The following is a 20,413-nucleotide window of genomic DNA, read 5'->3' as shown; positions in this document are numbered from 1 at the left end:
ACACTGTATAGTTTTTGTATAGTTAGCATTAAGAATAAAGCAATGATACATAGATAATTACAAAAACTACTTCTTATAATGTACAGTATATCTCCAATAAGAGAATGCTCCTAATATTGCCCATGCAAGGAAACTATAGTATACTGCGGATGGAGTTACTACTTGATCACCACTAGCATAAGAATGCAATCCTTTTAAATAAAAATTCACTCCAAAGTATGTCATTAATATAGAAGAAACCGCAAATACGGACATCAAATTAAAGAACCATCTTCCTCTTAGACGAGGAACCAATCGCATATGAATTACAAAAGCATATACCATAATACTAACCAGTGCCCAAGTTTCTTTTGGATCCCAACCCCAATAACGTCCCCAACTTTCATTGGCCCACATTCCTCCTAAAAAATTACCAATAGTCAACATTACAAGACCAATAGTCAAAGCCATTTCGTTAATAATGGTGATCTCTTTAATATTGAGATCCATTCTCTTTTTATTAGACTTCGTAGTTAAGATCATTAATAATAATGAAAGCACTCCTAAGATAGCTCCTACGAAGAAAGGACCATAACTCGCCACAATGATCGATACATGAATCAATACCCAATAAGAATCCAATACAGGTTGTAGATTTGCAATAGCCGGATCTGTCCAGTTTTGGTGAGCAAAAAATAGGATAATGGCAGCTACAAAAGCAGTTGCAGCAATAGTCAGATTACTTTTCTTACCAAATGCCAAACCTAGTGCCATCGTTGCCCACGCTACATAAATCATGGATTCATATGCATCACTCCATGGCGCATGTCCAGACACATACCATCTGATAATCAATCCAGAAGTATGCGTCATAAAAATAAGAACTATCAAACCGATGAATCCGTTAATTATGTATTTAAACACCTTTTCAGGTATCACTATAGTAAACAACATAAAAAACCTTAAAGTCAAGCCTTTAGAAGTAATGAATATTTTAAAAATCACAAAAAACATTAAAAACAAACTCACCAGAGCATAATATCTATACAATGTTCTGAAAATATCATATTTGTTCAATGCTATTTCAGCTTGAATTTTATCATCAGCTGGCATAACCTCACTACCAAACTTTGTCTGAAATGATTTAATACTATCAATATATTGATCTGGTTTACTGTAATCTCCTGAATTTCTTGCTTCCTGTAGTGATTGTATATAAATAGGAATGATTTGTCTTGTATACACAGAATCCATTCCGGTAAACTTATGCTCATTGAGTTCTGGTACAGAAACCCATTTATTACCTATGTTTCCCGGAACCGGAAATATTTTAAGAATTCCACCACCTAATGCCTGGTTTAAAAGGTAAAACTTTTCGTGGGTTTTCAAAAAATCCTTCTCAAAACTACTTGGTGTATTCGTGCTACTTGCTTTTTCTAAATAAGGATCTAACTTATAAGAACCATCTTGTTCTACTAGATCTATAAGAGAAACTCTTCTTTCTGATGAAGATACACCCAATATCTTCCTGATACTGTCATTCTCTCTTTTAATTTCTATAATAGGGATACTATACCATATAAATGGATTCTCTACCATCGATACAAAAACCTGATCAGCTGTTAATCCTTCATATGTGTCTTTTTTACTTAATTTACGCAATAATTCTGAAGAAAAAGTATTCACAGGCTTCATCCTACCTCGCTCATCCTGTATCACAATACTACCAAATTTAGCAGCATGTTCTTTACTTACGGCATTTGCTTTAATTATAGAATCCAGTTTCGCTTTTCCTGGTAAAGTCTGAAGGTGATTTACATGATCCGTCTGTTCTTGTGCAAAAGAAAACGTAGCAACAAACAGCGCTAACAATACAGTCATTTCTTTCTTCTTTGTCTTCACTTTATTAAGCATTTGTTCTAGATCCTTAAATCTAGATCCTCTGGTAAATAAAATTAACATTAATCCAAGATATAACAGCATATAACCTGCATAGGTAATCATTGTACCCCAATAATCATGATTTACAGATAACACCGTTCCTTTTTCATCTGGATCAAAAGAGGCCTGAAAAAAACGATATCCTTTATGATCCAGCACGTGATTCATATATATATCATATGGCCGAGGAGTAGTATTTTCTTCAACAATGTCTACTTTGCTCATAAACGACTTATATACTTTTTCTGTCCCCGGTTGTTTTTCGGCTATAAAATCATTTAACTTTAATGCAAAAGGAAGCTCCAATCTCTTTGAACCGTAGCTAAAGTACATATCCAAACCTCCCAAAGAAACCTTTTTCATATCATTAGCATATCCCTTTCCTCCTAGTAATTTCACTTCTTTGGTTTCTCCATTAGTAGTTACATCAAAAATAAGTGCATCTTGTTGACCTTTTTCTTTCACCTCAATTGGAATAATATCATACTTTCCTGTAATTACAGGCTCTGGAATTACAAATTGCATTCCAGCGGTTTGATATAATGATCGAAGCATAAGCGGCTGTAAACTATCTTTCATCACCAAGCCTTGCTTTTGGTCAGCCATTCTCATATAAGAACCATCAAAAGGTGACTCTATGTAATACTCATCATTTTCATAGGTTATATTGATCGCTCCTTTTGTAGGTATATTAAAAGCAACCAAAATATTATGGATATTAGAAACTTCTCCTTCTTTTAAATAATGATCATGTCTATTACCATCTCCTGCCTCAACTATTTTAAGATAATTCTCTCCATCTTCTGTCTCCACCAATCCCATTTCTGCTCCAGTGATATATTCTTTATATTGAATGGTTACTGGTTGTTGATTATAATCGGTATCTATTCTAAAATTATTATCCGTAGCTTGTGTTAATTCTAATTGTTCTGAAACTACACGTCTTCGTGGTTCTCCATTAATCTCTCCGTCAAGAAATGTGGTTAAATACGTACGTTCCGACAAAAAATCTGAAGTGGTTTCCCCTTCTCGTATGGGCATTACACCTTCATAACTAATATACCTGGTAACAAAAGCACCTAAGAGTATTAAAATAAAGGAAAGATGTAGTAATAACGTAGCCCATTTATCTTTTTTATATAATTGATAACGTACTATGTTTCCACAGAAATTAATCATAAAAAAAGCCATAATCGCTTCGAACCACCAGGTATTATAAACCCAAATTCTGGCTGCAGTAGTGCCATAACCATCTTCTAAAAAAGTACCTACAGCCATAGAGGCTGCAAAAACTATAAACAGGATCGCCATTAATCTGGTAGAAAATAAAACACTTGCCAACTTCTTTTGCATCGTAATTTTTTTAGCTCGGCAAATTTAATGTTTTTGAGAGGATAATCAGACATTCTAATTATCCTATTTATTGGTTTTAACAGAACTATAAAACTTGTCTAATTTTTAAAGTATCTTCCTTATTTTAGCCAAATGATTACAATTGTTATCCTTGGTGCAGGAAATGTAGCGCAACATTTGTATACAGCTTTTTTAAATCAAAGTTCTGTAGCAATAATACAATGCTATAACAGAAAAGGAATACGAATACATAAAGATCAAAAAGCAGCTACTATTACTAATGATCTAAATAAGTTGAAAAAAGCTGACCTATACATTTTAGCTATCAGTGATGATGCCATAAAAAAGGTATCAAACACCTTACCTTTCCAGAATAGGTTAGTTGTCCATACTTCTGGTAGTGTACCAATTAAAGCTATTGATGATAAAAATTCTCGTGGAGTTTTCTATCCATTACAAACATTTAGTGCTACAAAAAAGATTGATTATAGCAAAATTCCTTTTTGTATAGAAGCAGATCGACAAAAAGATGTTATTGTTCTAAAAAATCTAGCTTCTATATTATCACAAAAAGTATACGATATTTCCTCTGATCAAAGAAATGTATTACACGTAGCGGCAGTGTTCGTCAATAATTTTACGAATTATATGTTTTCTGTCGGAAATGAGATCTGTAATGAAAATAAGGTCCCTTTTGAAATTTTACATCCACTGATTCAAGAAACCGCTAAAAAAATAATTGAGATCGAACCCGATATTGCTCAAACTGGACCCGCTATTCGTAATGATGTTCTGACAATTGATCGACATCTGGAAATTCTAAAAGACGACTCACAAAAACAATTATACAAAATGCTTACCAAAGCAATACAATCTAAATATGGAAAAGAGTTATAAAGAATATTTAAAACATATCACCACTTTTATCTTTGATTTCGACGGTGTTCTTACCGATGGAACGGTAATCATCAATACTAATGGAGAGTTATTGAGAACTATGAATATCAAGGATGGATATGCATTAAAGACTGCCGTACAACAAGGTTTTAATCTATGTATCATATCTGGCGGAAAAAATGAAGGAGTTAGAAAGAGATTAGAAGGTTTAGAAATTAAAGATATCTACCTGGGAGCTCATCATAAAGTTGATCAGCTAAACGAATATATGAGCAATAAGAATATCAAAATCGAAAATGTATTATATATGGGTGATGATATTCCGGATTTACCTGTAATGAAAATGGTAGGATTACCAACCTGTCCGCAAGATGCCGTAGCAGAAATAAAAGAAGTTTCTAAATATGTTTCCTTTAAAAAAGGAGGAAAAGGTTGCGTTAGAGATGTCATCGAGCAAGTACTTAAAGTACAAGGAAAATGGGTTGAGAATTATGATGCCAAAGCCTAAATATTTTATCAAACTAACTCAAAAAAAGATATTTCTTAAATGAAACTAGTTTTTGCCACAAACAATCCCAATAAACTAAAAGAAGTACAAGCGTTGGTTCCATCTCATATTCAATTACTAAGCTTAGTAGATATAGGTTGCACCGAAGATATTCCTGAAACATCCCCAACAATTGAAGGTAATGCAATACAAAAGGCTCAATATATAAAAGAAAATTATGGATATGATTGCTTTGCAGATGACACAGGATTAGAAGTAGATATTCTAAATGGTGATCCTGGTGTATTTTCTGCTCGGTATGCGGGAGAAGCTAAGGATTCTAATGCTAATATGGATAAACTCCTAAACAACCTAAAGGAAAAAAAAGATCGTAAAGCCCAATTTAAAACAGTTGTAGCGCTTCATATTAATAATAAGTTAGAAACGTTTACGGGTATTTGCCCAGGAACTATAACTATTAAAAAAAGAGGTACGAAAGGTTTTGGATATGATCCGATTTTTTTACCAAATGGATACAATGAAACATTTGCAGAACTTCCACTGGAAGAAAAAAACAATATTAGTCATCGAGCGAAGGCAGTGAAAAAATTGGTAGCATTTTTAAACAACTAATCTGCGCCGGGAAATGCTAACATCTCCCCCATCCCCACAGTAAAAAGCCAATTTCCATAAATTGCGTGTTCTATAGACACCAAAGTAGTTGATTTTGTCCTTTGATAAGTAAATGCAAATAATAAACCTCCCAGAAAAGTAAGTAGCTGCACTAGAAAACTTCTTAAGAATATATGAGCTAATGAAAAAAGGATCGCGTTTATAAAAATAAACAACCATTTATTTTTGATCAAGGACTCATATCGATCATAAAAAAATGTTCGATATATAATTTCTTGTGGCCAAACGGATAAGAAGGTATAAACAAACAAAATAACAATCCACAAAATTGGTTTCTTAATTACTACAGAAAATAGTTTATCCGGAGCTATCCAAAAAACATATAGACTAGTAATTATAATCACAATGGCCAACTTAATAACAGTCTCTCGCCAAAATGGTTTCCAATAAATTTTATCTGGAAACTTTATTTTTAATAAGCTTGATCTCTTGAGGTGAAACAAAATATAAATAAACCCAATAACTACGAACCCCACTTTTATGAACGGAGGGTATGAAAATAAGAAGCTAACTGGTAGTAGAATAAATAGACAGAATAATTCCAGTCCTCGGGCAAAAGTAGGTTGCATCGTTTTGTTTTCTACTAATTTCAGCATAAAAAATGAAACAAGTAATTTTTTAACAAATAAAAAAGCCTCCGGGCAAGAGGCTTTTAGTAAGGAAATCAAATTTGGGGATTATTTAATTTACAATCTTGGGGTAATTGGTATCTGATATACCATAAAAACTAATTCAACTTATATCAATCATTAACAACACTTCAAAAGTACTGCAACATACTAAAAACATCAAGAAATCACTTATACAAAAACATAAAAATATCGTTTAAATGCGTTTTTAATCGACGAAATACAATTTTAAATTTATAAAATGATTCATTAGCTATTTAAAACCAATGATGAAATAAGAATTTTCCTAATAATATTGAAGAAGAAGTTATCGGTTTAGATATTATAAATGAAGAAAAATTATATCATAAAAAAAAGCCTCTTGGGGTATGAGGCTTATTAGTAGGTAAATTTAATTTGGGCAAAAAAAGTTTAGTTCTCTAAATTTTTAGAGTTATCTAATTATTTCAGGGCGAAATAACAAAACTAATTCTATTTGTAACTCTAATTCTTTCACATTTCAAAAGTACAAGATACACGATAACTTTATATAAAATACGGTAATAAGATTACACAAATAATCGACAAAAAACATATTAAATCGATAAAACACAAATAATTGATTAAAAAACAACAATATCACTTGAAAAGTAAGATTTTTACTAAACCATACAGTATACTGAACAGGTATTGAAAATGGACAAACCAATTTCAATTACATATTCATCAATCAATATAAAACCTAAATTTCCTAATAGCGCTGGTTTTATTTAACATTAAAAAAATTATGATTTACTCAAACATTAATTCAATATTGGAAAAACAAAAAAAAGCCTCATTTCTGAGGCTTTATAACTTGTCAAATTTAACTTTGGGGGAAATCAAATTTGTAGGGGCAAAAAAACATAAACAATCAATTCCAATTTTTCTCTTTCGGTATATATTTAATTTCTTAATATCTTTCCTTTGATGACACAAAAGTATTTTAACATCATATGTCCACAAAAATAATGGAACAAATTTACATTAAATAATCGACAAAATGCATTTTTATTCGATTATATGCATTTTAATTTATTTTACAACAATACACACTAATCCTTTTAACAATTAAACGAAAGGAATACGTTGCATAAATTTTATTAATATCGTAACATTACATCCTTAAAATTTCGAATATTATATATGGAAAGCCAAAATATCACTCCTACTGATCCCCAAAACGAAGAAGTTATTGAAAATAAAGAATTAAACATATGGGAAGCACTAATTCCCATTATTGCATTAGTAGGTATGTTGTTTTATAACGTATACTATGCTTTTGGCGATGATGCGTTAAGTGGTAGTAATCAATTTATACTGCTATTAGGCGCAGCTGTAGCTGCCATAGTAGGTTTCTTTAATAAGGTATCCTACAAACAAATGATGGAAGAAGTTGCTCGCAACGTAAAATCTACAACTGGAGCATTACTCATATTGTTAATGGTTGGATCATTAGCTGGTACTTGGCTCATAAGTGGTATTATTCCAACAATGATTTATTACGGATTACAAATTCTTAATCCTACTATTTTCCTAGCTGCTTGCGTAATTATCTGTGCGATTATTTCCATAGCTACAGGTAGTTCCTGGACAACCTCTGCTACAGTAGGTATTGCATTAATTGGAATTGGAGATACATTAGGAATTTCTTTAGGAATGACGGCTGGTGCTGTTATTTCCGGAGCATATTTTGGTGATAAAATGTCTCCTTTATCTGATACTACAAATCTTGCTCCTGCTATGGCTGGTGGAGAATTATTTTCTCATATAAAATACATGACATACACTACAGTACCAACGATAGTGATCACGTTAATTATATTTATCATAATTGGATTCACGCTTGATACCACCGGTACTCCTGAAATTGGGGAACAACTAACAGCTATCAAAAGTGCGTTTACGATATCACCTTGGTTATTTATCGTTCCAATAATTGTTATTGGGCTTATTATCAAAAAAACACCTCCTTTAATTGCTTTGTTAGCTGGAACATTATTAGGTGCTATTGCCGCAATTATAGCTCAACCAGATATTGTAATGAATATTGCTGGTAGTGAAACACTGAATTTTAAATCTGCGTATATAGGTGTTATGAAAGCAATGACCGTGGACACTGCTGTAGAGACCTCTAGTAAAGAATTGAATGACCTATTTACAGCTGGTGGAATGTCTGGAATGTTGGGCACTATTTGGTTAATCGTATGTGCAATGGTCTTTGGCGGTGTTATGGATGCTATTGGAGCACTAGCCAGAATCAGTAAAGCTCTATTAAGTATGTTTGATTCTGTATTTGGATTATTTGCCAGTACCGTTGCCAGTTGTCTTGCATTAAATGTTACTGCTTCAGATCAATATTTAGCGATCGTAGTACCTGGTAGAATGTATGCAAAAGCGTTTAGGGATAAAGGGCTTGCTCCTGAAAATTTAAGTAGAACCTTGGAAGATTCGGGAACAGTAACTTCCGTTTTGGTTCCGTGGAATACTTGCGGAGCTTATCAAAGTGGTGTTTTAGGTGTTCCCGTGGTAGATTATTTCTTTTTTGCAGTCTTCAATTGGCTAAGTCCTTTTACTACATTACTTTTTGCAGCTTTTAGAATAAAAATCAAACAGTTAGGAGATAAATAACAAAAGCTTTATCACTATAAAAAATCGTATTCTTTAAAAGAATACGATTTTTTAATTTTCAGCTTTTATCAATAATTGGAATAGGTTTTTTATCATTATCAATAGCTACAAACTTGAACATTCCGGAAACGGCTATTTCACGATCATAATTATACATATCTTCTTTATAAATATCTACTTGTACTGTACAACTAGTTGTTCCTACCTCACTTACCTTAGCTACTAATTCTATAATCGTTCCTTGTGGAATTGGTTTTTCAAAATCAATTTTACCTGTAGAAATCGTTACTACTTTTTTTCTACTAAAACGAGTAGCGCATATAAAAGAGACCTCATCCATAAATTGTAAGGCAGTTCCACCAAACAAAGTCTCATAGTGATTGGTCGTATTAGGAAAAACAGCTTTAAAGATTCTAGTCTCAGATTTTTGGATCAATTCATCTATAGTATTCATATAATGTGATATAGTTTTTTCTTATCAGTTTGATGAATAAAGATACTTGTTATACCTGTATCTTTGTGGTATAATTTTTAAAAAATTAGAATGGAAATTATCGAAAGCCTACAATGGCGATATGCTACAAAAAAATTTGATAACACACGTATACTCCCTCAAGAGAAAATAGATATACTTACAGAAGCTTTTAATCTTACTGCTACTTCTTATGGATTACAGCCATTAAAATTGGTTGTGCTACATAATAGAGAAATTCAGAAAGAACTTACTGAACATTCTTGGAATCAACAACAAGTTGCAGATGCATCTCATGTATTGGTCTTTTGCATCGAAAATACTGTTGGAGAAGAATACATTACTAAGTATTTTGATAACGTAAAAGCGATAAGAAACACTTCTGATGAGATACTTAAACCCTTTAAGGAACAACTCGTTGATTCTTTTAAGAACAAACCTGCTGATGAGATTACCAATTGGGCCGCTAAACAGGCTTATTTAGCAATGGGTAATTTATTAACTGTATGCGCTACTGAAAAAATAGATGCTTGTCCGATGGAAGGTTTTATTCCTGAAAAATATGACGAAGTTCTTAATCTTACACAACGTGGTCTTACTTCGGTCTTAGTACTACCAGTTGGTTATCGTGCTGATGATGATATGTTTGCAGAGTTTAAAAAAGTAAGACGTTCCATTAATGAAACAGTAATTATTTTATAAACAATTACTTGGCAAGATATTTGGAGTATAAAAAATGTTATATTTTTGTCATACCCAAAACTTGATAATATGAAAAAAGTAGTGCTGTTTGTGTCATTGATAATTACCTCAGCTGTATTTGCGCAAGAGGATGATTTACATTGGTTAACAGATTTTGAAACTGCAAAACAAGTTTCTAAAGATACCAAAAAACCTATTCTTATGTATTTCACAGGTAGTGACTGGTGCGCTCCTTGTATCATGCTTCATGAAGATTTCTTTTCGACTCAGAAATTTAAAAATCAATCACAAAAAGTAGTTTTACTTAAAGTAGATATCCCTAGAAGAATGGATATAATTTCTGAAGAACAACTAAAAGCAAATAAAAAATTATTAAGTAAATACAACAAACAAGGTGGTTTCCCAAATATTATTGCACTTGATGATAAAGGCAAAATACTTGGTTCTCAAGGTTCTTATAGTTCTTCTTTACGAGACCCCAGTAGATACTTTAGTTTTGTAACCATGATTATCGATAACTATTAATTAAAAAGATAAGTTACACATTATATTATCAAAACTCTTTTCGGTATTTTTGCCGAAGAGAGTTTTTTAATTTAACACTGTACCTATGCCAGGATTCGAGCTATTTGGAACTGAAGAAAAGAAAGAAGTTCAAGATGTATTAGACAATGGAGTTTTAATGCGCTACGGTTTTGATGGTAATCGAAATGGACATCACAAAGCCTTAGAACTAGAAAGAGATCTAGCTTCCAGAATGCAAACGGAATTCGCTCAGGTGGTATCAAGTGGAACAGCAGCCCTAACTGTTGCATTAGCTTCTGCAGGTGTTGGATCTGGAGATGAAGTAATTATGCCGACTTTTACATTTGTTGCTAGTTTCGAAGCTATATTATCGGTTGGTGCTACTCCTATTTTGTGTGATATTGACGATACTTTGACTTTAGACCCTAAAGCAGTAAAAGAAGCGATTACATCAAAAACCAAAGTGGTAATGCCAGTACATATGTGCGGTTCTATGGCTGACCTTAAAGCTTTAAAAACTATCTGTGACGAACATAATCTGATTTTATTAGAAGATGCTTGTCAAGCTATCGGTGGAACTTTTGATAGTAAACCTTTAGGTAGTTACGGAGACTTGGGATGTTTTTCTTTTGATTATGTAAAAACAGTTACTTGTGGAGAAGGCGGTGGTCTGATCACAAATTCTAAAAAGTACGCTGAAAATGCCCATAAGTATCAAGATCATGGACATGATCATATTGGGAATGATCGAGGTGCAGAAACACATCCATTTTTAGGATACAACTACAGACTATCTGAATTAAATGCGGCTGTAGGAATTGCTCAATTAAGAAAGCTAGATCATACTTTAGATCTACAGAAAAAAAACTATACTATTCTTAGAGATGCGCTAACCGCTATTCCTGAAGTTACGTTTAGAAGAGTTCCAGAAACTGGAGTAGAAAGTTATGCTTTTTTAAACCTATTCCTTCCCACTGAAGATTTAGCGAGAAAAGGACACAAAATCCTTGGTGAACACGGAGTAGACGCCTGTTTTTATTGGTTTGATAACAACTGGCATTATTATAAGAAGTGGGAACACTTATTAGAGCCAAAATCTTTAAATAAACTTTCTGAAGAACAACAAACTGGACTTCAAAAAAATAATCGCTCTTTTAATGCGAGCGATGCCTGGATGGGTAGAACTATTTCATGCTTGATAAAAGTAAGTTGGTCTGAAAGTGATGTAAAAGAAAGAGCCTCAAAAATGATTGAAGCTCTACAAAGTATTTTATAAAAAATGACTTTCTAATAATTTACATATTCTACTATTTCTAGTCCGTATCCTATCATACCTACACGTTTTTGTTGCACGGTATTAGATACCAATCGTAATTTATGAATATTAAGGTCGTGTAAAATCTGAGCGCCGATACCAAAATCTTTAGTATCCATAACTATTTTTGGTGCTTTTACTACTTCTTCTCCTGTTTGGACTTCTTTTAAAGCCTTTAAGCGATTAATCAGATTAAAAGATTGACTTTCTTGATTAATAAAAACAATAGCCCCTTTTCCTTCTTTATTAATTCGGGTAAACATAGCATCTAATCGCTTATCTGCATTATTAGTTAGTGTTCCCAAAATATCATTATTAAACAGTGTCGAATTAATACGTGTCAACACTGATTCATTATCGGTCCAACTCCCTTTTGTTAATGCTATATGAATTTGATTATTCGTGGTTTGTTTATACGCTCTCAGTCTGTATTTACCAAAACGAGTAACTATATCAAAATCTTCTTTCTTTTCGATTAGTGAATCGTGTTGCATTCTATATGCTACCAGATCTTCGATAGAAACTAACTTAAGATCATATTTCTTAGCCACTTCTACCAATTGCGGGAGACGTGCCATCGTACCATCCTCATTCATTATTTCTACAATCACTCCTGCTGGCTGTAGACCTGCTAATCTGGCAAAATCTATTGCTGCTTCGGTATGGCCTGTTCTTCTTAGAACACCACCTTCTTTTGCTTTTAATGGAAAAATATGACCTGGTCTAGCTAACTCATGAGATTTCGTTTCTGAGTCAATCAGTGCACGAACAGTCTTAGCACGATCACTAGCAGAAATACCAGTAGTAACACCATTACCTTTTAGATCCACAGAAATTGTAAAGGCTGTTTCCATGGGATCCGTATTGTTATCAACCATCATATTCAGTTTCAGGTCTTCACAACGTTGTTCTGTAATAGGAGTACAAATTAGTCCTCGTCCGTGTGTCGCCATAAAATTGATCATTTCTGGAGTTACCTTTTCGGCTGCAGCCAAAAAATCTCCTTCATTCTCTCTATCTTCATCATCAACGACTATAATCACCTTCCCCTGACGAATATCGTCAATAGCTTCTTGTATGGTGTTCAATTTCAATTTGTTTTTGGTCTCCGTAACCTGTGACATAATGATAGAATTCTTAATTTGACAACAAAGGTAATTGATATAATTCTTAAATGGAACAGTATCCTCTAATTATCTGATTTTGTTCAAATCTTTGTTCATTTTATTTTTATAATAGAAATAAACAAATGGATACAATGGAATGCCAAGTATAAAAAATAACAATAATGAAGGTTTATTTATAATTCCTTTAAAATGAGCATAAAAACTTCTATGACTAACATAAGATTTAAAGTAAAACACTAGGTATGCTATAATCCCTAAACAATTAAAAAGCAAAAGCATAATTTTACTATCACCAGTACCTTTTGATATTAAAGTAATAGCGGTATTCACTAACACTAAGAGTATAAACAATGAAATTACTAATATTGAGTTTTCCTGAAAATCACTTTTATCCTTTTCAGCTTGTAACAAAATGTTTTCATCAATAACCACATCAATCTCTTCATCAACTAATGAATTTTCAACTTTGTTTTCTTTTGATTTACTGAATTTCTTCTCAAAAAAATCTCTAATAGGTTGAATTAGAATATCGAAGCTAACAAACCCTCTATCCCTAGTTGCTCGATACGTTAAAAATATACTCAGAGGAAATATGATGAATGTAGAAAGCCAAGAACCAACAAATGGTGGAACTCCTCCTTCTTCTGCCCCATTTTTTGCAAAAATTCCGATAAAATGATACGTAAGAAAAAGTACTACTCCGATCACAATTGGCAATCCTAATCCTCCTTTACGAATAATTGCACCTAACGGAGCTCCTACAAAAAATAACAGAACACAAGCAATACCCAATGCATATTTATCATGCAATGACATCTCGTACTTATTAAGCGCTCTTTTTTTTACTTCTAATGTTCTTTTGGATGTTTGTATTCTTCTAATAACCCCATCTACATTAGAAAATGCAAGGTTATAGATTTGTGATTTCTGTCTTACATTAAAGCGATCATTTATCAAATCTAATGTATCAACAGTTGCTTTTTTTAGTGTATCTATTTTTAGATTTCTATTTAGCTCTTTAAATCCATTTCTTCTATTTACATCTTCTTGTGTAGATACAACCTCATCATTTACTTGGATCGATAATGTATCTATTTCATTTTTAAGCCCACTTACATTTAGCATGTTATACCCTTTACTATATTGCTGAGCATCCATATCCACATTATCTAAAGAAGACAAGTCCATATTAAGAACATACTGCTTAAAATAGGTTTTAGCAAATGGCAGTTTTTTTCTTTGTTTAGGAGATTTCTGTTGGATTTCATCGTAATAATTTCCATCATTAAGTACCAACGTAATTAAGTCAGAATCAATGCTTCCCTTTAATTCACCGTCAGTGGCTTTTATTACTGTAAAATTACCTGCTCTAACTCCTTTTTTATGAATAATTACATCCTTAATAAATTGATCATTATCTCCATATTTTTCAGATACTCGTATGTTTATGTCTCCCAAATCATTGAATTGATTGGGAGTAATTACCATAGCAGGTTTGACTTTTACTATATTTTTCCTAAGGTTAACAAACTTTCTTTCTGAATTGGGAATTACTGTATTGGAAAATAAAAATGCTCCAATCCCAACAAAAAAGATAAACACCGATAAGGTTCTCATTGCTCTCTGTAAAGAAATACCTGATGATTTCATTGCAGCGAACTCATAGTTCTCTGCAAAATTACCAAAGATCATGATAGAAGTAAGCAATATAGTAAGTGGTAATACCATCGGTATTAACCTAGGCGTAGCGTATGTCAAAAACTTTATTATCACTGAAAAATCTAAATCTTTTCCTGCTAACTCTGAGATAAACAACCAGATTGTTTGCAATAAAAGGATAAACATGATAATAATAAAGAGTGGGAAAAAAGTCTTTAAAAACGTCGTTAGAATATATCTGTCAAGTATTTTCACCTATTCGCTACTAAAATAAATCCCGAAATCTTCGGGATGGGTATTGATTATAAATTAATGTCTAAATATATTACTAATCTAAACGATTGATGTAATAATTGCTATATTTTGATTCGTTAAAAACAAATAAGGTTTTAGAAAGCGGCTGATTTGTCTTAAAACTATTCACCGTTATCGTAATATTTGTTCCATTATTCTGCATAAGAATAAGTTTATAAATATGCTTTGTTTGCTTATCAATTCCTAATAAAATCTCTTTTAATTCACTCTTAGAATCGATTGGAATTAATTTTACAAACTGAATTTTTCTTCCTTGTACGTTTTGAACTATATCTAATTTAGAAGTATATCCATCTTCATAAAACGTAAGCATTTTAGAAGGTGTAACACTCGCATCATCTTCTGCACTTTGAGAAGAAATATTTATCTCCTCATCTTCAGGAATAATAATATGTAATTTCTTACCGTCATACATTTGTTCAGTCCCCATTAGATTCAATAAGTATTTATCTCCTAATAGAGTAACATCTCCTCTTGTCTCCTGAGAAACATTCTCTGCAGGGTTATTCAGGGCATATTTAAATCCTATAACAATATTATCATAACTTCTAACCTTAGTAGACACTTCATCTAAAAGTTGTTTTGCATCTTGCGCCTGAGCAGTAGCAATAAAAAGGGTAATAACTAAAAAAAATATTCTCTTTATCATCTATTTATGTCTATGTATTTAAAAATCTCTTTTATTCTACAAATTTACTATAATTACTCTGAGTCTAATAACTGTTTCAGAGCTATTAAATCAGTTATTAAAACTTGTCTGGCTTTACTTCCTTCAAAAGGACCTACAATACCAGCAGCTTCTAACTGATCAATCAATCTTCCGGCTCTGTTATAACCCAGTTTAAGCTTTCTCTGCAATAAAGACGCCGAACCTTGCTGCGCTGTGACAATAACTTCTGCCGCTTCATTAAAAAGTTTATCTCTATCTTTCTTATCTATATCAAGACTTGTGCCACTTTCCTCTCCTGAATATTCTGGTAATAGGTGTGCATCAGGATATGCTTTTTGACTACCTATATAATCAGTTATCCGCTCTACTTCTGGAGTATCCACAAAAGCACATTGAATTCTAACAAGATCATTACCTTGTGTATATAACATATCTCCACGACCAATTAACTGGTCTGCTCCTCCCGTGTCTAAAATAGTACGAGAATCAATTTTAGAAGTTACTCTAAATGCAATTCTGGCTGGAAAATTCGCTTTGATCATACCTGTTATCACATTAACAGAAGGTCGCTGTGTTGCAATAATAAGATGTATTCCTATTGCTCTCGCCAATTGCGCTAATCTAGCGATCGGTGTTTCTACTTCTTTACCGGCTGTCATTATCAAATCGGCAAACTCATCTACTACTAAAACAATATAAGGTAAAAACTTATGTCCATTTTCTGGATTTAGCTTCCGTGCTCGGAATTTGGTGTTATACTCCTTTATATTTCGAACCATTGCATTTTTCAACAAATCATATCGAGCATCCATCTCTATACAAAGAGAGTTCAGTGTGTTAATCACTTTATTATTATCCGTTATAATAGCTTCATCTGTATCCGGTAGTTTGGCAAGATAATGACGTTCTATTTTATTGAATAATGTTAATTCTACCTTTTTAGGATCCACTAACACAAACTTTACTTCTGCAGGATGTTTTTTATATAACAAAGAAGTCAAAATTGCGTTTAGCCCAACAGATTTACCCTGTCCTGTAGCTCCTGCCATTAATAAGTGCGGCATTTTTGCCAAGTCAACCACAAAAGTTTCATTAGAAATTGTTTTACCAAGAGATAAAGGAAGTTCCATTTCTGCTTCCTGAAACTTCGATGAGGCAATTGCCGATCGCATAGAAACTATTGTAGATTTTTTGTTAGGAACTTCGATACCAATGGTTCCTTTACCAGGAATTGGTGCTATAATCCTAATTCCCAATGCAGCCAATGACAATGCTATATCATCTTCAAGGTTTTTAATTTTCGAAATACGAATTCCTGCTTCTGGTACAATTTCATATAAAGTTACTGTAGGACCAACAGTTGCCTTAATCTGAGCAATTTCTATCTTATAGTTTTTCAGCGTCTCTACTATACGATTTTTATTTTCTTCGAGTTCTCCCTGATCAATAGTTATTCCTCCGTTTTGTATTGAGTAATCCTTGAGTAAATCAATAGCTGGAAATTTATAATTCCCTAATTCTAATTTTGGATCAAATTCTCCAAAATCCTTTACTAATTTAGCACTAAGATTTTCTACTTCTTCTTCTTCGACGATAGTCTCTACTTCCATCGCTATATCCTCTGGATTATCCTCTGACTTGATAATCAATTTTTCTGGAATCTCATCAGACTGATTCTCAGGATTTCCATAAAACTCGTTTACAGTTGTTTTTGTAGTCTCAGCAGATTTCTTACTTCCGAAAAGAGAGGTTTTTTCTTTAATTTTTTCTGTAACGGTATTCAATGAAAGATCCTTCGTGTCACCAAGAGATAAACTTTCTTTCTCTGCATCTTCCTTTTTGTCTTCTTTTTTATCTTCTTTTGGTAAACTCTTCGTACCATTAATCTTTTTACCTGACTGATAGTCTTTTGTGATTTCCGTTTGTGTCTTTTTTAAAGAAGCAGATATCTTTTCTGGAGTATATCTTAAACGAACTACGATATAGACAATAGCAAAAAAGGCTAATACCAATACGGTTCCGATAAACCCTATATAGTCCTGCATAAAGTCATTAACTTCATATCCTATGACCCCTGCAAGTAAACCGCTTTCTTTTTGTACAAATCCAAAAATCACTGAAATCCATAACATTACCAGTGTTCCCCAAAACCAGAACCCAGCTAGTTTCTTTCTGTTTAAGTCAAAAAACAAGTAGACCCCTGTAAGTGAAATAAGAACCGGAAGAATCAAAGCTGAAATACCAAAACCTCTAAAAATGAAAAAGTCACTTACTTTAGCACCCGAAATGCTAAGCCAATTTTTTGCCGAAGAAGTTCTATTTGGAAATTGAGAAATTTCACTTTGATCTATTTTCCAATTAAAGAAAAAAGATACAAATGCAAAGAATAATGCTATCCCCAAAAAAAATAAGAAACTACCCAAAACAACTTTTTGCTGTCTTGATAAAGTAAATCTTTCTTTTAAAGGAGTTTTAGGTTTTTTTGTGGTTTTCCTTTTTGTTGTTGCTTTTTTTTTTGCCATTTTTTGGGTGTGTTATCGCAAAAATACGAATATCTATATTGGAACGTAAAAATGGAAAAAAAATTTTCTATAATAAATAAGGAAGATAAATAATACAGCCTACAATAACCGCTATTACTGCAGCTATAAATACTGCTCCTGCTGCAATATCTTTAATGAAACCTATTTTATCGTGAAAATCAGGATGAATAAAATCCGCAATTGCTTCTACGGTAGTATTTAGCCCTTCGATACTCATCACAAGCCCAATGGCAAAAGTTTGTAAAATCCACTCAGTAGCAGTTATATTCATATAAAAACCTAAGGCTGTCATAATAATCGCTATGACAGCCTGTACTTGTATACTTGGTTCGGTTCTAAGTAATATCAATGCTCCTTTTAATGCATATCCACAACCTCGTATCCTACCCGTAATAAAATTAGAAATTTTACTCATATAAGAGAATTATGCCAACGTCTTTATGGCTTCAGCATAATTAGGCTCTTGCACAATCTCTGGTACTTGTTCAGTATGCACAATTGTGCCTTCTTCATTAACTACGATGACTGCTCTAGAGTGAAGTCCTTGCATAGGACCATCAATAATTTCTAAGCCGTAATCTTTTCCAAATTTCCCATCTCTGAAATCCGAATGATTCACTACATTTTCCAAACCTTCTGCTCCACAAAATCTAGCTTGAGCAAATGGCAAATCTCTGGATACACAAAGAACTTTGGTATTTGATAAGTTACTTGCCTCTTTATTAAATTGTCTAACCGAAGCAGCACAAACTCCTGTATCTACCGACGGAAAAATATTCAAAACAACTCTTGAGCCTTTATAATCAGAAAGTTTTGACAATGATAAATCTGTATTTACCAATTCAAAATCGGGAGCTTTTTCACCTACCTTAGGTAATTCTCCATTTGTATGTATTGCGTTTCCGCCTAGTGTTATTGCCGCCATAATAATTATTTGTGTTTTTTTTAGAGCTATAAAATTAGTAAGATTATATGGTATTTTACGTAAAGTTTTATGAAAATAAAAAAACCTTCTACTACAGAAGGCTTTTTTGCTTATATCAAGAAGTTTTTTAGGAATCAATAGACCCCATCACACGTTGCATAAAACTATTTAAGGCTTCTTTTTTAGAAGTACCATCTTTAATCATTTTATTCACTTCGATAGCTCCGTACATATTAGAAATTAATTCTCCTATTACATCTAATTCATCATCTTTTAATGAAGGAACTTCGGTTAATGATTCTAAAGTCTCGATGGTCTCTACAAGAAAATCCTCATCGTTTTCTTCTACAAAAGAAGTAAGATGTTTAATTATTGGTAACTTCATCTACTAATTCTTTTAAAACATCAAATTTATTAGTCTGTACCTGATTTACAAAAGTTCCATTTTTAAAAGTGGCAAAAGTAGGAAGATTATCTACTGTAGCCATTTTTCTGGATTCAGGATTTTTTTCTGCATCAACGATAATAAAAGTAGTATCATTTTTTTCTGAAGCTAGTTTCTTAAACTTAGGTTTCATTATTCTACAATTACCACACCAAGTAGCAGAATACTGAACTACCACTGTGGTATTATCATTTACAACTTCAGAAAGATTATCCGTAGTTAACTCTTGGATCATAATTTATATAATTATAAGGTTAAGAATAAACTTCTCTGAAGCGTACTTCAGAGAAGTTTTATAAAATCAAATCAAAAGATCTTCTTTTTAATGAGCAGCTAAGTAAGAAGCTACTCCATCTCTATTAGCAGACATTGCATCTTTACCTTCTTCCCAGTTTGCTGGGCATACTTCTCCATTTTTCTGAACGTGAGCGTATGCATCAATTAATCTTAAAAACTCAGCTACATTTCTTCCAACAGGCATATGATTTACGCCTTCATGGAAAACGGTACCTTCTTCATCAATTAAATAAGTCGCTCTATAGGTAACGTTATCACCTTCTACTGTAACAACACCAGTTTCTTCGTTATATGTTTCATTTGTGATATCTAAAATCCCTAACGTATTTGAAAGATTACGATTAGAATCTGCCAATATAGGATATGTAACACCTTCTATACCTCCATTATCTTTAGATGTATTTAACCACGCGAAATGAACTTCAGGAGTATCACAAGAAGCACCAATAACTATAGTATTTCTTTTTTCGAATTCAGCTAAAGCTTCTTGAAACGCATGTAATTCTGTTGGACACACAAAAGTAAAATCTTTTGGGTACCAAAATAGTAATACTTTTTTGTTGTTATTTTTTGCTTCTTCCAACACATTAAGTTTGAAAGTATCCCCCATATCATTCATTGCATCAACACTAAGATTTGGAAATTTTTTACCTACAAATGCCATTTTTTTTTATTTAAAAGTGTAATTAATTAATTTTTGAAGTGGCAAATATACACCTCCTAACCGAACCTTAACACAAGGATAATTTTAATTTTCTATATATTGATAGTTTTTGCCAATACATTAAAA

At 32.6% G+C, this 20,413-nt stretch carries 19 protein-coding genes; 7 read left to right on the top strand and 12 right to left on the bottom strand.

The features are described 5' to 3' along the window. Positions 1–66: 66 nt before the first annotated feature. Positions 67–3,273, bottom strand: coding sequence for a cytochrome c biogenesis protein CcsA (gene ccsA / locus Q0829_RS00595; protein WP_298538740.1), 3,207 nt, complete (start codon positions 3,271–3,273; stop codon positions 67–69). A gap of 132 nt (positions 3,274–3,405) precedes the next feature. On the opposite strand from ccsA, the gene Q0829_RS00590 reads away from it, so the two are divergent. The 3 genes from Q0829_RS00590 to Q0829_RS00580 are packed head-to-tail and all read left to right on the top strand — an operon-like array spanning position 3,406 to position 5,290. After that, entirely contained in the window at positions 3,406–4,170 is a 765-nt protein-coding gene (locus tag Q0829_RS00590; protein ID WP_298538736.1) for a Rossmann-like and DUF2520 domain-containing protein, read from the top strand. Continuing rightward, positions 4,154–4,678, top strand: a complete 525-nt coding sequence (locus tag Q0829_RS00585; RefSeq protein ID WP_298538733.1) for an HAD family hydrolase — start codon at positions 4,154–4,156, stop codon at positions 4,676–4,678. Before Q0829_RS00590 ends, Q0829_RS00585 begins: the two co-directional genes overlap by 17 nt. 39 nt (positions 4,679–4,717) lie before the next feature. Beyond that, positions 4,718–5,290 carry a non-canonical purine NTP diphosphatase gene (locus tag Q0829_RS00580; RefSeq protein ID WP_298538731.1) on the top strand — a complete coding sequence of 191 codons (573 nt, stop codon included), beginning with the start codon at positions 4,718–4,720 and terminating at the stop codon, positions 5,288–5,290. On the opposite strand, the gene Q0829_RS00575 is transcribed toward Q0829_RS00580, so the two are convergent. Beyond that, complete coding sequence (locus tag Q0829_RS00575; RefSeq protein WP_298538729.1) at positions 5,287–5,946, bottom strand: CPBP family glutamic-type intramembrane protease; 660 nt, start codon at positions 5,944–5,946, stop codon at positions 5,287–5,289. The two genes, Q0829_RS00580 and Q0829_RS00575, sit on opposite strands and share 4 nt — an antisense overlap. A 1,197-nt stretch (positions 5,947–7,143) precedes the next feature. Between Q0829_RS00575 and nhaC the strand changes: the two genes are divergently transcribed. Further along, positions 7,144–8,628 (top strand): Na+/H+ antiporter NhaC, encoded by a 1,485-nt coding sequence (gene nhaC, locus Q0829_RS00570; RefSeq protein WP_298538727.1) that lies wholly within the window; start codon positions 7,144–7,146, stop codon positions 8,626–8,628. 58 nt (positions 8,629–8,686) lie between these two features. On the opposite strand, the gene Q0829_RS00565 is transcribed toward nhaC, so the two are convergent. Then, a complete protein-coding gene (locus Q0829_RS00565) occupies positions 8,687–9,082 on the bottom strand; it encodes an acyl-CoA thioesterase (RefSeq protein ID WP_298538725.1) in 396 nt (131 codons plus the stop codon). Positions 9,083–9,172: 90 nt separating this feature from the next. On the opposite strand from Q0829_RS00565, the gene Q0829_RS00560 reads away from it, so the two are divergent. The 3 genes from Q0829_RS00560 (at position 9,173) to Q0829_RS00550 (ending at position 11,603) form a co-directional block, all read left to right on the top strand. Further along, positions 9,173–9,802 (top strand): NAD(P)H-dependent oxidoreductase, encoded by a 630-nt coding sequence (locus Q0829_RS00560; RefSeq protein WP_298538723.1) that lies wholly within the window; start codon positions 9,173–9,175, stop codon positions 9,800–9,802. A 69-nt stretch (positions 9,803–9,871) separates the two neighbouring features. Continuing rightward, the gene (locus Q0829_RS00555; protein WP_298538721.1) at positions 9,872–10,327 is read left to right on the top strand and encodes a thioredoxin family protein; all 456 of its coding nucleotides are present in this window, start codon (positions 9,872–9,874) and stop codon (positions 10,325–10,327) included. 85 nt (positions 10,328–10,412) lie between these two features. Further along, positions 10,413–11,603 (top strand): DegT/DnrJ/EryC1/StrS family aminotransferase, encoded by a 1,191-nt coding sequence (locus tag Q0829_RS00550; RefSeq protein WP_298538719.1) that lies wholly within the window; start codon positions 10,413–10,415, stop codon positions 11,601–11,603. Positions 11,604–11,614: 11 nt separating this feature from the next. Here Q0829_RS00550 and ribB read toward each other — a convergent pair whose 3' ends face one another. The 9 genes from ribB to Q0829_RS00505 all read right to left on the bottom strand — a co-directional run bounded on the left by ribB (position 11,615) and on the right by Q0829_RS00505 (position 20,287). Further along, the gene (gene ribB, locus Q0829_RS00545; protein WP_298538717.1) at positions 11,615–12,766 is read right to left on the bottom strand and encodes a 3,4-dihydroxy-2-butanone-4-phosphate synthase; all 1,152 of its coding nucleotides are present in this window, start codon (positions 12,764–12,766) and stop codon (positions 11,615–11,617) included. A gap of 69 nt (positions 12,767–12,835) precedes the next feature. Further along, entirely contained in the window at positions 12,836–14,683 is a 1,848-nt protein-coding gene (locus tag Q0829_RS00540; RefSeq protein WP_298538714.1) for an LptF/LptG family permease, read from the bottom strand. A 73-nt stretch (positions 14,684–14,756) separates the two neighbouring features. Continuing rightward, positions 14,757–15,392 carry an outer membrane lipoprotein carrier protein LolA gene (locus Q0829_RS00535; RefSeq protein ID WP_298538713.1) on the bottom strand — a complete coding sequence of 212 codons (636 nt, stop codon included), beginning with the start codon at positions 15,390–15,392 and terminating at the stop codon, positions 14,757–14,759. A 53-nt stretch (positions 15,393–15,445) separates the two neighbouring features. Continuing rightward, complete coding sequence (locus tag Q0829_RS00530) at positions 15,446–17,935, bottom strand: DNA translocase FtsK (RefSeq protein ID WP_298538711.1); 2,490 nt, start codon at positions 17,933–17,935, stop codon at positions 15,446–15,448. Positions 17,936–18,002: 67 nt separating this feature from the next. Next, positions 18,003–18,371 (bottom strand): diacylglycerol kinase family protein, encoded by a 369-nt coding sequence (locus tag Q0829_RS00525; RefSeq protein WP_298538709.1) that lies wholly within the window; start codon positions 18,369–18,371, stop codon positions 18,003–18,005. A gap of 9 nt (positions 18,372–18,380) precedes the next feature. Then, positions 18,381–18,881: a thiol peroxidase gene (tpx, locus tag Q0829_RS00520; protein ID WP_298538706.1), complete on the bottom strand. Its 501-nt coding sequence runs from the start codon at positions 18,879–18,881 to the stop codon at positions 18,381–18,383. A 127-nt stretch (positions 18,882–19,008) separates the two neighbouring features. After that, positions 19,009–19,266, bottom strand: a complete 258-nt coding sequence (locus Q0829_RS00515) for a hypothetical protein (RefSeq protein WP_298538704.1) — start codon at positions 19,264–19,266, stop codon at positions 19,009–19,011. Further along, positions 19,247–19,561: a thioredoxin family protein gene (locus tag Q0829_RS00510; RefSeq protein WP_298538702.1), complete on the bottom strand. Its 315-nt coding sequence runs from the start codon at positions 19,559–19,561 to the stop codon at positions 19,247–19,249. Before Q0829_RS00510 ends, Q0829_RS00515 begins: the two co-directional genes overlap by 20 nt. An 87-nt stretch (positions 19,562–19,648) precedes the next feature. Then, a complete protein-coding gene (locus tag Q0829_RS00505; protein WP_298538700.1) occupies positions 19,649–20,287 on the bottom strand; it encodes a peroxiredoxin in 639 nt (212 codons plus the stop codon). Positions 20,288–20,413 lie beyond the last annotated feature (126 nt).

Origin of the sequence: uncultured Aquimarina sp., from assembly GCF_947492405.1 — a bacterium.
Classification (GTDB): Bacteria; Bacteroidota; Bacteroidia; order Flavobacteriales; family Flavobacteriaceae; genus Aquimarina.
This window is presented reverse-complemented; position numbering and strand designations above follow the sequence as displayed.

Excerpts from the sequence above, each read along its gene's own strand:
- ccsA (WP_298538740.1), bottom strand. The coding sequence starts at position 3,273 with ATGCAAAAGAAGTTGGCAAGTGTTTTATTTTCTACCAGATTAATGGCG.
- Q0829_RS00590 (WP_298538736.1), top strand. The coding sequence starts at position 3,406 with ATGATTACAATTGTTATCCTTGGTGCAGGAAATGTAGCGCAACATTTG.
- Q0829_RS00585 (WP_298538733.1), top strand. The coding sequence starts at position 4,154 with ATGGAAAAGAGTTATAAAGAATATTTAAAACATATCACCACTTTTATC.
- Q0829_RS00580 (WP_298538731.1), top strand. The coding sequence starts at position 4,718 with ATGAAACTAGTTTTTGCCACAAACAATCCCAATAAACTAAAAGAAGTA.
- Q0829_RS00575 (WP_298538729.1), bottom strand. The coding sequence starts at position 5,946 with ATGCTGAAATTAGTAGAAAACAAAACGATGCAACCTACTTTTGCCCGA.
- nhaC (WP_298538727.1), top strand. The coding sequence starts at position 7,144 with ATGGAAAGCCAAAATATCACTCCTACTGATCCCCAAAACGAAGAAGTT.
- Q0829_RS00565 (WP_298538725.1), bottom strand. The coding sequence starts at position 9,082 with ATGAATACTATAGATGAATTGATCCAAAAATCTGAGACTAGAATCTTT.
- Q0829_RS00560 (WP_298538723.1), top strand. The coding sequence starts at position 9,173 with ATGGAAATTATCGAAAGCCTACAATGGCGATATGCTACAAAAAAATTT.
- Q0829_RS00555 (WP_298538721.1), top strand. The coding sequence starts at position 9,872 with ATGAAAAAAGTAGTGCTGTTTGTGTCATTGATAATTACCTCAGCTGTA.
- Q0829_RS00550 (WP_298538719.1), top strand. The coding sequence starts at position 10,413 with ATGCCAGGATTCGAGCTATTTGGAACTGAAGAAAAGAAAGAAGTTCAA.
- ribB (WP_298538717.1), bottom strand. The coding sequence starts at position 12,766 with ATGTCACAGGTTACGGAGACCAAAAACAAATTGAAATTGAACACCATA.
- Q0829_RS00535 (WP_298538713.1), bottom strand. The coding sequence starts at position 15,392 with ATGATAAAGAGAATATTTTTTTTAGTTATTACCCTTTTTATTGCTACT.
- Q0829_RS00530 (WP_298538711.1), bottom strand. The coding sequence starts at position 17,935 with ATGGCAAAAAAAAAAGCAACAACAAAAAGGAAAACCACAAAAAAACCT.
- Q0829_RS00525 (WP_298538709.1), bottom strand. The coding sequence starts at position 18,371 with ATGAGTAAAATTTCTAATTTTATTACGGGTAGGATACGAGGTTGTGGA.
- tpx (WP_298538706.1), bottom strand. The coding sequence starts at position 18,881 with ATGGCGGCAATAACACTAGGCGGAAACGCAATACATACAAATGGAGAA.
- Q0829_RS00515 (WP_298538704.1), bottom strand. The coding sequence starts at position 19,266 with ATGAAGTTACCAATAATTAAACATCTTACTTCTTTTGTAGAAGAAAAC.
- Q0829_RS00510 (WP_298538702.1), bottom strand. The coding sequence starts at position 19,561 with ATGATCCAAGAGTTAACTACGGATAATCTTTCTGAAGTTGTAAATGAT.
- Q0829_RS00505 (WP_298538700.1), bottom strand. The coding sequence starts at position 20,287 with ATGGCATTTGTAGGTAAAAAATTTCCAAATCTTAGTGTTGATGCAATG.